This is a genomic window from Akkermansia massiliensis (assembly GCF_023516715.1).
Classification (GTDB): Bacteria; Verrucomicrobiota; Verrucomicrobiia; order Verrucomicrobiales; family Akkermansiaceae; genus Akkermansia; species Akkermansia massiliensis.
Genome location: NZ_JAMGSI010000002.1, coordinates 912810 through 925861 on the forward strand (window position 1 = coordinate 912810; position 13052 = coordinate 925861).

Sequence of the window (13052 nt, forward strand, 5' to 3'; positions counted from 1 at the left end):
AGGGCAATTCATGCCGGGGCGCCGGAGAAGGTCAGCGTGCAGCAGCCCTCCAGAAGGGTTCAACGGTGGGAAATATATTTTTCCCACACTGTTCCGCAGGCGTCGGAAGGCATGCGCCAGTCTCCTCGCGGAGAAAGGGCAATGGTGCCTACCTTGGGGCCGTCCGGCATGCAGCTGCGCTTGAATTGCTGCCGGAAGAAGCGGCGGATGAAGATGCCCAGGCAGCGGCGAATGAAGTCCGGCTGGAATTCGCCGCGAAAGGCGTGCTCCGCCAGATACAGGATTTTGTCCGGCTCTGCCCCGTATTTGATGAAGTGGAAGAGGAAAAAATCGTGCAGGTCGTAAGGCCCCAGCACGTCTTCCGTACGCTGTTCAATGGAGCCGTCGCCTGACGGAGGCAGAAGTTCCGGGCTGACGGGGGTGTTGTTGATGTCCGCGAGGGTGGCGGCCAGTTCCGGGGACGATTCTCCGGCGATGTGTTCAATGAGGCACCGTATCAGCGTCTTCGGAATGGAGCAGTTGACCGCGTACATGGACATGTGGTCTCCGTTGTAGGTGCTCCAGCCCAGGGCTATTTCCGACAGGTCTCCCGTTCCCACGACCAGCCCCCCGGTTTTGTTGGCCAGGTCCATCAGGATTTGCGTGCGTTCGCGGGCCTGGACGTTTTCATAGGTGGTAGTGCGTTCGGCGGGGTCGTGCCCGATGTCGCCGAAGTGCCGGAGGCAGCATTCGGAAATGGGGATTTCCCGAAGCTCCGCGCCCAGAAGGCGGCACATGGTTAAGGCATTGTCGTGGGTTCTGTCCGTGGTGCCGAAGCCCGGCATCGTGACGGCCAGAATGTCGGAGGCGGGGCGTTTCAACGCCCGGCAGGCGCGCTCGCAAATAAGCAGGGCCAGCGTGGAGTCCAGACCGCCGGAGATGCCGATGACAAGCCGCCGTGCATCGGTGTGCTCCATTCTTTTAGCCAGTCCCGCTGTCTGGATGGCGATGATTTCTTCGCACCGTTCCGGGCGGTGTGCGGGGGAGGGCAGAAATGGCCGCGCCGGATTAAAGGCGTATTCCAGACCGGGGGGGGCGGGAACTTCCGCCGGCAGCGTCAGATGAAGGGCATTTCCGGCAGGGGAAAGGGATTTGCTGTCATTGAAGGAGCTTTCGGAGAGGCGCGCCGCCGCCAGCCGTTCAAAGTCCACGTCCGCAAGGATGAGGGAGCTTTCCCTGCCGAACCGTTCGCCTTCAGCCGCCAGCCTGCCGTTGTCCGCAATGAGGGAATGCCCGCCGAATACGGTGTCCGTGGTGGATTCATGCACGCCTGCGGAGGAAAGGACATAGGAGCAGAGGCACCTGCCGCTTTGCTGCTTGACCAGTTCGCGACGGTAGGCGGCCTTGCCCGTGAGTTCCGTTCCCGCGGAGGGGTTGAATATGGCCCTGGCTCCCTGAAGGGCCAGTCCGGAGCTGGGGGGAATGACGCTCCACAGGTCTTCGCATATTTCCACGCCGAAGCTGAAGGAGGAGGCTGCATCGTGGAAGATGATTTCCGTTCCGAACGGAATATATGCCCCATTGACTTTGGCCTCCTTCGTCCCTGTTCCCAGCTCCCTGCCGGATGTAAACTGCCGCTTTTCGTAAAATTCCCGGTAGTTGGGGAGCACGGTTTTGGGGATCAGCGCCAGCACTCTGCCGGACTGGATGACCGCCGCCGTGTTGTACAGGGCATCTTCATGCAGGAAGGGCAGGCCCGCCACGGCAATGGTGCCTGAGCCTTCCGTCGCTTCCGCAAAGCGGCGCAGGCCGTCCAGGGCCGCCTCCCGCAGGCGCGGCTGGAAGAAGAGGTCTCCGCAGGAGTAGCCCGTGATGCTCAGCTCCGGAAAGACGACGGCAGCAGCTTTCTGTTCCGCAGCCTTCCGGAATCCGTCCATGAGCTGGTCGACGTTGTAATCCACATCAGCCACGCGGAGCTGGGGGACGGCGGAGGCAAGTCTGTAATATCCGAACATGGGCGGCGCAGTCTGGAAAATGGAGCCCGCAGATGGTCGTTTTCCCGTAATCAGGACGCAATCCGGGAGAAGCGGGCCTGATCCGGATACTAAAAGCTCGTGAAAGACTTGTAAAGCCATCAGTGGGGACTGCATCCCGCCCGTTTGCCGGGAGGATGAGGAAGCGGCAGGAAAAGGTATTCACCCGGCTGCCTTCAACGGGCCAGGCGGCGGGAGCGGCTCTTATGCCTTTTTCCTGAAATCCCGCGGTGCGGCGGCTTTTCATGTTCCGGGAACAGCATTGAAGCTGGAAAAACGGGAGAAAAGGAGTAAACCATCTCACAAAGCCCGATGAATAATACTGACCGATTTACCGGAAAAGCCGGGGCCTACGTTCAGGGCAGGCCCGGTTATCCCGCCGCCGTTGTTGAGCTTCTGACGCGGGAAACCCGCCGGGAGAATCCCCGAATGGCGGATATAGGTTCCGGAACAGGCATCCTGTCCCGCGCCATGGTGGAGCATGGCTGGACCGTGTACGGCGTGGAGCCTAACGATGACATGCGGAGGGAGGCGGAGAAGGTGCTGAAGGGTTTCCACCGCTTCCATTCCGTGCCGGGAACGGCGGAGCATACCCTGCTTCCCGGCGCTTCCGTGGACCTGGTAACGGCGGCGCAGGCGTTCCACTGGTTTGACGCCGCCGCGTTCAAGCGGGAATGCCGCCGTATTCTGGCCGCGGAGGGCAGAATAGCCCTGATCTGGAATTCCAGGGTGGAAGACGGCCCCATTGTCCGGGAGGAAGGGAACATCCATCGTCTTTACTGCCCGCGTTTTTATGGATTCAGCGGGGGCTTGGCCGACTTGACGGATAGACTCGGCGAGTTTTTCGACCACCGCTTCCGGGTATTCCGCTTTCCGAATGATCTGTCCTATACGCGGGACCAGTATCTCCGCCGCATGATGTCCGCCTCCTATGCCCTGACGGAAAAGGATGAGGGCCATTCCCCCTGGCTGGACGCCCTTAACGGGCTGTTTGACCGGTTTGAGACGGGAGGCCGTGTTACGGTTCCGAATGAAACCGTGGTGTATTTAGGGGCCTGCTGAGGACGCACCGTTCATGCACTGCATCCGGAAAAGGATGTTCACGCGTTCCTTTGCCGGTTGTTTCCTTGGCCTCCATCCAGTGCGATGTTCTTCCGGCAGAAGCCCGGAACCGCAACGGCCCTTCTGCCGGAATATCCCGGAAATGTCCGGCAATGAAAAAAGGAAAGCTTTCTTTCAATTCATGGATTGAAAGATGATGGCGGCAAGGACGGCGATGATTGCCAGAACAACAATGATGGTGGGAATATAGCGGGTTTTGTTCACGTCAAGAGTCCACTCCCTGTTGAGGCGGGAAAGATTCTCCCCTGCCGCGTAGCGGGAAAAAAGGTCATGAAGCTGGGAGTAATCCAGGGCTTTGGGAGCCATGTAAAGTTCCCTGTTCTTCCCGTTGACGAACGAGATTTCGCGATACGTGTCGTCCGGATTTCTACGGCCCCGCATTGATATTTGCTTTTCCGACTCCGGAAAAATCATCCCGGGATGCAGACATGGCTTCTTCTCTCACGTTATTCTTGCTTTATCCCGGTGGGCCTGCCGTGCTACGATGGCTCACCGCCATGACGCAGCAGCCTTTTTCCCAAGAACCTTTTATGGTTTCCGGATTGCATGGGGACCAGATTCTGGGCGCCCGCAGCAATCAGCAGGATTCCTTTTCCATCCTGGCCGGGGATGACGCCCTGGTGCTGGTCCTGGCGGACGGCATGGGGGGCTATACCGGAGGGGAGCTGGCCAGCCGCGCGGCTATAGAAGGTTTTTTTCAGGCGTTTGAGCGGGAAAACCGGTCTCCCGGCAAGAGGATGAAAGACGCAGTGACCGCCGCCAATGAACAGGTGCGTACGGTCCGGAAGAAGAGGGGGAAGGATGACGAGATGGGCACGACGCTGGTAGCGGCCTGGATAGGGCCGGAAGGGCTGCGCTGGGTCAGCGTGGGAGATTCCCTTCTGCTGCTCATCCGGGAGGAAAAAATGTTTCTGCTTAATGACCTGCACCAGTATTCCGCGGAGCTGGAACGCATGGCGGATGAAGGTTCCATCAGCCGGGAGGAGGCCTTGAGCCATCCTTCCCGCCATTCCCTGACCTCCGCCCTGATGGGGAGGGAAGTGCCTTTGGTGGATCTGCGGGAAGAGTGCTTCCCTCTGGTTCCCGGGGACCGCCTTCTGGTCGCCAGCGACGGAGTGGGGCCTTATCTGGACTCCCTGGGCCCGGCGGGGATGCGGTACTTGTCCATGCTGTCCGCGGAGGAATTGGTGCGGTCCGTGCTGGAAGGCATCAACCGTGACGGCGCGCCCAACCAGGATAACGCCACGCTGATCTGTGCGGAAATAGCGGAAGCGTGATTCTCCGGAGGCGGTGTGGCTGAAAAGGGGCCGGAAACAGGCGCTGGTTGAATTTCACATCCCTCCTCCGGCCCGGACGGATAATTAAATGCCCCGCATGCAGGAGACGCATGCGGGGCATTCCTTTTAAATGGCTGGAGCCGTCCGCGTTCAGGAATGATATTCCTGGAGGGAGCGGGGGGATACCTTCACATGCTGGGCGGAGCGGATGCCCTCCACCGTGGCCCTGGCGGCGGCGATGGTGGTCATGTACGGAATCTTCTTCTGGATGGACTGCATGCGGATGAAGGAGTCGTCAATCATGCTGGTGCGGTCCACCGGAGTATTAATGATCAGGTCAATCTGCTTGTTGGTGATCATGTCGCCCAGGTTCGGGCGGCCTTCATGCAGCTTGTTGACCACTTCCGTTTCCACGCCCTGGCCGCGCAGGTATTCCGCGGTGCCTCCGGTGGAGACGATCTTGAAGCCCAGGGAGATGAGGTCCCGGGCGATGGGTTCAATGAACTTCTTGTCGCGGTCGGAGACGGTGACGAGCACCTTGCCGGAGGTGGGCAGGATGCAGCCTGCGGCTTCCTGGGCCTTGTAGTAGGCCATGCCGAAGTTGTCCGCAATGCCCATGACTTCCCCCGTGGCGCGCATTTCCGGCCCCAGGACGGGGTCCACTTCCGGGAACATGTTGAACGGGAAGACGGCTTCCTTCACGCCGATGAAGCGGCAGGCGCGCGGCTTCAGGCCCAGGTCCTTGAGCTTCTTGCCCAGCATGATTTCCGTGGCGTGGCGCGCCATGGAGATGCCCGTGACCTTGGAGACGATGGGCACCGTGCGGGAGGCGCGGGGATTGGCTTCAATGATGTACACCTCGTCATCGCAGATGGCGAACTGCACGTTCAGAATGCCCTTCACCTGGAAGTCCTTGGCGATCTTGGCGGCGTGTTCCTCAATGGTGCGGACGTGCTTGGGGGCGATGGTCACGGGAGGAATGGCGCAGGCGGAGTCTCCGGAATGGATGCCCGCCAGCTCAATATGTTCCATCACGGTGGCCACGAAGGTGTCCGTGCCGTCGGCCAGCGCGTCCACTTCCGCTTCAATGGCGTTGTCCAGGAAGCGGTCGATCAGCATGGGGTATTCCGGGCTGACCTGGATGGCCTCCACGCCGTAGCGCTTCAGGTTTTCTTCATCGTAAATGACTTCCATGCCACGGCCGCCCAGAACGAAGGAGGGGCGCACCATCACCGGGTAGCCGATCTGGCGGCCCAGTTCCACGGCTTCTTCCAGGGAGCGGGCGGTGCCGCTTTCCGGCTGGAGAATATTCAGGGCGATCATGCGTTCGCGGAAGTATTCGCGGTCTTCCGCCAGGCGGATGCCTTCCGGCTGGGTGCCCATGATCTTCACCCCGGCGTCCTTGAGGGCCTGGGCGATGTTGAGCGGGGTCTGGCCGCCGAACTGGACGATGACGCCTTCCGGCTTTTCCTTCTCATAAATAGCCAGCACGTCTTCCACGGTCACGGGTTCAAAGTACAGCTTGTTGGCCGTGTCAAAGTCCGTGGAGACCGTTTCCGGGTTGCAGTTCACCATGATGGATTCATACCCGTTGTCCCGCAGGGTGAAAGCGGCGTGCACGCAGGTGTAGTCGAACTCGATGCCCTGGCCGATGCGGTTGGGACCGCCGCCCAGGATCATGATCTTCTTCTTGTCGTTCACGGGCACTTCATCCTCTGCGCCGCTGTAGGTGGAATAGTAATATTCCGCGTGTTCCACGCCGCTGACGGGCACGATGCGGTAGGTGGCGGTGATGCCGTTTTCCTGGCGGCGGGTGCGGACGGCCTTTTCAGGCACGTTGAAAATCTGGGCCAGATACTTGTCGGAGAAGCCCATCTTCTTCGCCTGGCGCAGGGTTTCCACGGGCAGGGAATCCCAGCCCTGGCCATCCAGGGAGAAGTCAAAGTCCGCCAGTTCCTTCATCTGTTCAATGAAGAACGGGGTGATGCGGGTCAGCTTCACGATTTCCTCCACGGTCACGCCGCGGCGCAGGAGTTCGTAAATCTGGAAGAAGCGTTCGCTGTTGCCGTACGTGATCTTTTCACGCAGTTCCGGCGTGGTGAGGGCTTCCAGCTTCTTCACGCGGCCCAGCCCGGCGCGGCCGATTTCCAGGGAACGCACGGCCTTCTGGAAGGCTTCCTTGAAGTTCTGGCCGATGCTCATCACTTCCCCCACGGCCTTCATCTGGGTACCCAGCTTGTCGGCTGCCTTGGGGAACTTTTCAAAGGCCCAGCGGGCGAACTTGACGACTACGTAGTCGCCGTAAGGCTCGTACTTTTCCAGGGAGCCCTTGCGCCAGTAGGGAAGTTCGTCCATCGTGATGCCGGAGGCCAGCTTGGTGGAGACGGAGGCGATGGGGAAGCCGGTGGCCTTGGAGGCCAGGGCGGAGGACCGGGACGTGCGGGGGTTGATTTCAATGACGATGATGCGGTTGTCCTCACGGTTGTGGGCAAACTGCACGTTCGTGCCGCCCGTGACGCCAATGGCGTCCAGAATGCGGTAGGAGTAATCCTGAAGCCTGTCCTGCACGTCCTGGGGAACGGTCAGCATGGGGGCCACGCAGAAGCTGTCCCCGGTGTGCACGCCCATGGGGTCCACGTTTTCAATAAAGCAGACGGTGATCTTCTGGCCCTTGGCGTCGCGCACGACTTCCAGTTCCAGTTCTTCCCAGCCCAGCACGCATTCCTCCACCAGCACCTGGTTGATCAGGGAGGCGGCCAGGCCGCGGGGGACGATCTGGCGCAGTTCCTCCACGTTGTACACGATGCCGCCGCCCGTGCCGCCCATGGTGTAGGCGGGGCGGAGCACGACGGGGTAGCCCAGCTCGGCGGCCACCTTCTCCGCTTCCTCCACGGTATAGACGGGTTCGGACTTGGCCACCGGCACGCCGATCTTGTCCATGGTTTCCTTGAAAATGATACGGTCTTCACCGCGGGCGATGGCTTCCAGGTCCACGCCGATGACTTCCACGTTGTACTGCTTCAGGATGCCTTCCTCATTCAGCTTGGAGGCCAGGTTCAGGGCCGTCTGGCCGCCGAGGTTGGGCAGCAGAGCATCCGGGCGTTCCTTTTTAATCACGGCCGTGATGCGGTCCACGGTCAGGGGCTCAATGTAGGTGTGGTCCGCCATGCCGGGGTCCGTCATGATGGTGGCGGGGTTGGAGTTCACCAGAACGACGTCGTAGCCTTCAGCGCGCAGGGCCTTGCAGGCCTGGGTGCCGGAGTAGTCGAACTCGCAGGCCTGGCCGATGATGATGGGGCCTGAGCCGATGATGAGGATTTTGCGGATGTCTTCGCGTTTTGCCATGGTATGATGCCTCTATGTGGTCCGTGGTGGTTAAAAATAAATACCGGAAACAAGGTCCGCCCAAGGTGCGTTGCCTCTCCGCTCCGCATACCCGGCGCGTGACCTGACGCACAGTAAGGGACGTTCTGCGATAAGTCCAGACAAAACAACAGGAATTCCGGGGAAAAGGCTATGGTCTTCTTCCCTTTCCGTACAGCGCTGCGCGCGCAATCCGCCCTTGATATTTTCCGCCGCCCGTATACCCTGTGGGGCAAGGATGAGGAATGCCCTGATATTGATTTGCTGCCTTGGGCTGCTGTGGCCGGCAGCCGTGACGGCGGCGGAACGCGCCCCCGCAGGCCGGGGTGCGGCCATGACTCCGGGTGAGGCCGCATGGTACCAGTCCCTGCGCGCCGGACTTTCCCAATTCCGGAAGGGTGGAGGCTACAAAACCAACAGGGAAGCCATGGAAGCCCTGGCGCAGAAAACCTGCCGCTGGGACCCCCGCACGCGCCGTCCCGTCTTCCTTCTCCGGGAGGCCACCCCTTCCTTCTGCTCCTCCGCCTGCTACCTGCTCCTTTTAAAATCCCTGCAATTATGGGACGCCGCCCAGCCGCAGCCCGTTATTTCCGAGCGAGCGTGGCTGGCTCTCATTCCCCGCCTGGGCCAGCATGACGGCGAAGGGCCGTGGGGCTGGGCGAACGCCAACGGTCCCGGCCTGGCCGTGCTGGTGCACAGGCTGGGAGCCGGCGTCAACTTTGAAGACTGGCGGAAGGCCCGTCCCGGAGACTTCATGAAAATATTCTGGACGGACCACATCGGCCGCCGGGAATCCGGCCACCTGACCGTTCTGGTGAAGGACGGCGGGGACACGGTCACCTTCTGGTCCTCCAACATGCCGGACGGCTACGGAGCCAAGACAGTGCCCAAATCCCAAATCAGGCGCGTCATCTTCACGCGCATCACCAGGCCGGAGCGGTTCAACCTGGCTCCGGCGGTGGGAAGCCATCCGTGGCTCTCCTCCCTGCTCCGGCAGGAGGTGGGCATCAAGGAGGTGCGCAGATACTCAGGCATGCAGAACCCGTGACCTCCTCCCGCCGTGAAGAAATGCTCCTTCCCTCCCTCCGTCACGCCGGAATGCTCCGTGCTGGTGCTCGGCTCCCTGCCGGGGGATGAATCCCTGCGGCAGGCCCAGTATTACGCCCATCCGCGCAACGCCTTCTGGAAAATCATGGGAACCCTGCTGGATTTTGACCCCTCCTTGCCGTATGGGGAACGCCTGTCCCTGCTCAACCGGGGCGGGGTGGGGCTGTGGGACGTGGTGGCCTCCGGCGTCAGGCCCGGCAGCCTGGACCAGCACATCTCCCAGGAACAGCCCAATGACATTGCCGCCCTGCTGGAATGTTTCCCCGGCATCGGCACCGTCTGCTGCAACGGCACCGCCTCCCATAAATACCTCAAGCGGTATTTTCCGGAACTATTCCTCCGGGAAACCCCTGCCATCATCCAGATGCCCTCCACCAGCCCGGCGGCGGCGCGGCTGACGTATGAGCAGAAATTCCGCGCCTATGAGGAAGTCATCCTCTCCCGACTCCGGCAGGGAGGGAAAAAAGGCTGAGCTTCAGCGCCTTACTTGCCGTCTAATTCCCTGGAGGTTTTGGCCCCCGCTTCTTTCAGGATGCGCGCCAGGCTGCTCTTTCCGGTGGCGATGGCGCGGTCCAGGGGAGTGGCCCCGCCCCTGGAGCGGAAATTCACGTCCGCCTTGTGCTCAATCAACAATTTGGCGGCGGCGTTTATGGAATTTTCCTGAAGGCCGGAAACGTCCGCGAGCACCCACAGGGCCGTTTCCGAATTGGCCGGCTTGTAATGGCCTAGCCGCGGCTTACCGTTGGGTTTGTTGGGGTCCGCACCGTTTTCCAGCAGGAACCTGACACTCTCCTCATTCCCGTACCTGGCGGCGGAAATCAGCAGGGTTTTGCCGTCATTGCACACGTAATCCGGGTCCGCCCCGTGCTCCAGCAGATAGGCTGCCTGCGGAGCCCTGGGATTGAAATAATGCCTGGAAAGAAGGGAGGAAGAGGCGTTTTTATACTCGTCGGACCGGCCTATTTCCAGATTGACGTCCGCCCCGTTGGCAATCAGGAGGTCCGCCAATTCAAAAAACTGCATGTCCAGCGCCAGGGCCAGCGCGCAGGAATTATCCCCCCTGATGCCCTCCCCCTGGTAATTCACGTCCGCCCCGGCGCGGATGAAAGCGCTGACTTTGGAAAGCTCCGGCTTCGTTCCCTCTTCCGGCAGCTTGTCATACTTCCTCTTGCCGTTGATGGTGACAGAGGTGGTTGTGCTCTCCCGCGCGGGCCTGTAATCCTTCAGCTTGTACAGGTATTCATACAATTCAAGCCCCTTCTTCTCCCGGGTGGCGCGGTCGGCGGAGGGGTCCACGGGCAGCGGAGCCTTTTTGGGAATCAGGCGCAGGGAGCGTTCCGCCGTGCGGTGCCCCTGCCTGGCCGCCTTGGAAAACCAGAATTTGGCCTGGGAGGGACTGCGCTTGACGCCGTCTCCCTTCAGGAAGCAGAGGCCCAGACGGTACTGGGATTCCGCATTCCCTTCCTTTGCTTCCAGGTAGATGCGCCTCCCTTCTTCCGGGGTGACGGCGCGGACGGCGGGCGAACAGCCGAGGAAGACGGCGGCTGACAACAGCAGACGGGAGTAGTAGGTCATAATGGGGTAGGGGAGGTGAGGGAGTCTTCATTCAGGAAGACCCGACGGCGGCCAGCAGGTGGACGTCCAGCGCCAGGGCTTCATGAATGTTGAAATTCAAATCGTCGCGGAGCCTGTTGAGGGCTTCCATGCGCTTCAGCAATTCGTTCACGGGCATCTGTGCGGACAGCGTGCGCACCTCCGGATGAATCGGCGTGACCTCCGGAGCGCCGGAGGCGATCAGGGCCGCCTGGCCGAACCAGCTGATGAGCAATTCCAGGGCCTGGTTGCGCTGTTCCAGGTATTCCGTCTCTATCTGGGCGGTGTTCGCGTCCTTGTTGCGGGACTCCCAGTCGGAGGTATCCGTGCCCTGGGCGGCTTCCTTCGCTTCATCCTTCAGGGCCTGGTTCAGGTTTTTGGTGATGGCGGCCTTGGCCTCCGTCATGACGTCCACGAACTTGCTGCGGAAGGCCAGCGCGGCCAGGTCATTGTCCAGATTGCGGCAGGTCTCCAGCCAGTGGGGCAGCAGGGCCTCCTGGATGGGGGTGAGCCTGAACTCCGCGGATTGCAGCAGGTTGACGCGCACGCAGCGGGAAATAATGGTCTGGAGAAGCTGGTCCGGCTGGGAGGTGGACAGAATGAGCAGGCACTGGCTGGGCGGCTCCTCCAGGGTTTTCAGGAAGGCGTTGGCGGCCTCGTCATTCATGCGCTCCGCATCCATGAACACGGCTATCTTCCATTTTCCCTCCGCCGCGCGCTGCTGGAGGAAAGGTTCCACCGCGCGGATGTCATCCCGCAGGATGCGGCGCGACTTGGACTTGGGGCGCACCAGGCGGCAATACTCGTCCCGCACGCTGTCCAGGTGGTCCGCCCGGATGCCGTTCATCAGCTCCAGCAATTGAAGGATCAGGCGGGAGGCTCCCTGGTGCTCGTCTCCCACAATGAGCAGGGCATGGGGAAGCCGGTTGCGGGAGAAGGCGGTGCGGAGCAGGTCGAACGCTTGGGATGCCGTGAATGCCATACGCTCCCTATGAAAACATTTCGTTGCGTCAGGGCAACAGAAAAGATTGGTATATGTCGGATATTTCATGTACTAAGGGGGCCGGTTATGGAACAAAACGACATCTCATCCCGGATTGTCTTTGCCGACCGCGGCAAGGTGAATGTGGAAAAAGGCGCGGAATTCGCCCCCAAATTTGACCAGAACGGCCTGATTCCGGCCCTCGCCATGGACCACGTTACCCATGAACCGCTGATGCTGGCCTACATGAACGCGGAATCCCTGCGCATGACCATGGAGCTGGGGGAAGCCGTTTACTACTCCCGCAGCCGCCAGGAAATCTGGCACAAGGGCGCGACCAGCGGCCACGTGCAGAAAGTGAAGCAAATCCTGATTGACTGTGACCAGGATGCCCTGATCGTGCTGGTGGACCAGTGCGGCGCCGGAGCCTGCCACACCGGGCACCACTCCTGCTTCTACCGTTCCGTGCCCTTCGGCGACGAGCTGAAGGCCCAGCCCCAGGGGGAACCCGTCACGCTGCGTGAAGCGGACGGCGGCGTCGTTTTTGATGCTGAAGCCGTATACGGCAAGGGACACTAACTCTTTTTTGCGCGTCAATCTGCGTTCACCGGGTTGACGCGCCCTCTTTTTCTGCTGTAAAGTCATGAATGTGAAAAAGCTGCTTGTCATGATGGCCGCCGTCTCCGGAACACTGGTGCTGTGCCAGTGCTCTTCGGAAGCGCCCCCGCCCCCCGGAACCGTCCGCATGGTGGACCAGCAGGCCATCGCCCTGATGCAGGAAGCCAGGGCGAAGGAAGCGAAGAACGACCTGTCCGGCGCCATCAAGAAATACAAGCGCGTGGTGGAAAAGCACCCCCTTTCCAAGGAAGCGCCGCAGGCCCGGTTCAGAATGGCGGAACTCTATGAGGCCCGCAAGGAACCCGCGGATGCGTTTGACCAGTACCAGAAGCTCATTGACCGCCACCCGGACAGCCCCCTGTACAAACAGGCCATGGCGCGGCAGAAGGAAATGGCCTTCGGCGCGGCGAGCGGCGCGTTGACCAACCGCGTACTGTGGATGTTTGACGTCCGGATGGACCCCAAGAACGTTACGGAATGGCTGAACCACGTGCGTGACAACGCCCCGTACGCCCCTACCGCCCCGCAGGCAATGAACGTGCTGGGCAGCTACCTGGCCGCCCGCGGCCAGATGAAGGAGGCCATTGAGGCGTATCAGAACCTGGTGGACAACCATCCGCACTCTCCGCTGGCCCCGACGGCCCAGCTCCAGATAGCCACCCTGTACCGCCAGGCCGCCGCTGACGGGGACCGCAACCACGTCAATGTGGCCCGCGCCCAGGAAGCGTATGAAGACTACCTCCAGCGCTACCCCAACAGCTCCCGCGCCGGGGCCGCCCGTTCCGACCTGGCCGCCATGAAGCGTGAGCTGGTGGCCCAGCAGCTGGAAGTGGCGGAATACTACCTGACCAAGATGAAAGACACCGATGCGGCCATCTTCTGCTACCAGGAAGTGGCCTCCAAGGGCAGCGTCAATCCCGCCGCCGCCGCCAAGGCGAAGGCACGCCTGAAAAAACTGGGCGTCACCAGCAGATAACA

11 protein-coding genes are annotated in these 13052 nt (G+C 61.1%); 6 read left to right on the top strand and 5 right to left on the bottom strand.

Translation table 11 applies throughout. The features are described from left to right. Nucleotides 1-59: 59 nt before the first annotated feature. Entirely contained in the window at nt 60-1994 is a 1935-nt protein-coding gene (locus M8N44_RS11525) for an NAD(+) synthase (RefSeq protein WP_102728999.1), read from the bottom strand. Between the two features lie 330 nt (nt 1995-2324). Here M8N44_RS11525 and M8N44_RS11530 point away from each other — a divergent pair, with 330 nt between their 5' ends. Further along, nucleotides 2325-3074, top strand: a complete 750-nt coding sequence (locus M8N44_RS11530) for a class I SAM-dependent methyltransferase (protein WP_102729000.1) — start codon at nt 2325-2327, stop codon at nt 3072-3074. 174 nt (nt 3075-3248) lie between these two features. Here M8N44_RS11530 and M8N44_RS11535 read toward each other — a convergent pair whose 3' ends face one another. Beyond that, nucleotides 3249-3515 carry a hypothetical protein gene (locus M8N44_RS11535; protein ID WP_102722149.1) on the bottom strand — a complete coding sequence of 89 codons (267 nt, stop codon included), beginning with the start codon at nt 3513-3515 and terminating at the stop codon, nt 3249-3251. Between the two features lie 149 nt (nt 3516-3664). On the opposite strand from M8N44_RS11535, the gene M8N44_RS11540 reads away from it, so the two are divergent. Continuing rightward, nucleotides 3665-4411 carry a PP2C family protein-serine/threonine phosphatase gene (locus tag M8N44_RS11540; protein WP_180975264.1) on the top strand — a complete coding sequence of 249 codons (747 nt, stop codon included), beginning with the start codon at nt 3665-3667 and terminating at the stop codon, nt 4409-4411. Nucleotides 4412-4561: 150 nt separating this feature from the next. Here the strand turns inward: M8N44_RS11540 and carB are convergent, their stop codons facing one another. Then, complete coding sequence (gene carB / locus M8N44_RS11545) at nt 4562-7756, bottom strand: carbamoyl-phosphate synthase large subunit (protein ID WP_102729002.1); 3195 nt, start codon at nt 7754-7756, stop codon at nt 4562-4564. A 256-nt stretch (nt 7757-8012) separates the two neighbouring features. Here carB and M8N44_RS11550 point away from each other — a divergent pair, with 256 nt between their 5' ends. Continuing rightward, complete coding sequence (locus tag M8N44_RS11550; protein ID WP_102749188.1) at nt 8013-8822, top strand: hypothetical protein; 810 nt, start codon at nt 8013-8015, stop codon at nt 8820-8822. Nucleotides 8823-8834: 12 nt separating this feature from the next. Beyond that, nucleotides 8835-9353 (top strand): DNA-deoxyinosine glycosylase, encoded by a 519-nt coding sequence (locus tag M8N44_RS11555; protein ID WP_102729005.1) that lies wholly within the window; start codon nt 8835-8837, stop codon nt 9351-9353. A gap of 11 nt (nt 9354-9364) precedes the next feature. Here M8N44_RS11555 and M8N44_RS11560 read toward each other — a convergent pair whose 3' ends face one another. Both M8N44_RS11560 and M8N44_RS11565 read right to left on the bottom strand, forming a co-directional pair. Further along, nucleotides 9365-10456 (bottom strand): ankyrin repeat domain-containing protein, encoded by a 1092-nt coding sequence (locus M8N44_RS11560; protein ID WP_102727584.1) that lies wholly within the window; start codon nt 10454-10456, stop codon nt 9365-9367. Nucleotides 10457-10487: 31 nt separating this feature from the next. Further along, on the bottom strand, nt 10488-11456 hold the full coding sequence (locus M8N44_RS11565; protein ID WP_180975265.1) for a hypothetical protein: 969 nt from the start codon (nt 11454-11456) through the stop codon (nt 10488-10490). Nucleotides 11457-11543: 87 nt separating this feature from the next. Between M8N44_RS11565 and hisI the strand changes: the two genes are divergently transcribed. Then, the gene (gene hisI / locus M8N44_RS11570) at nt 11544-12035 is read left to right on the top strand and encodes a phosphoribosyl-AMP cyclohydrolase (RefSeq protein WP_102729007.1); all 492 of its coding nucleotides are present in this window, start codon (nt 11544-11546) and stop codon (nt 12033-12035) included. 64 nt (nt 12036-12099) lie between these two features. Next, nucleotides 12100-13050, top strand: a complete 951-nt coding sequence (locus M8N44_RS11575; protein WP_102729008.1) for an outer membrane protein assembly factor BamD — start codon at nt 12100-12102, stop codon at nt 13048-13050. The last annotated feature ends 2 nt before the right edge of the window (nt 13051-13052 follow it).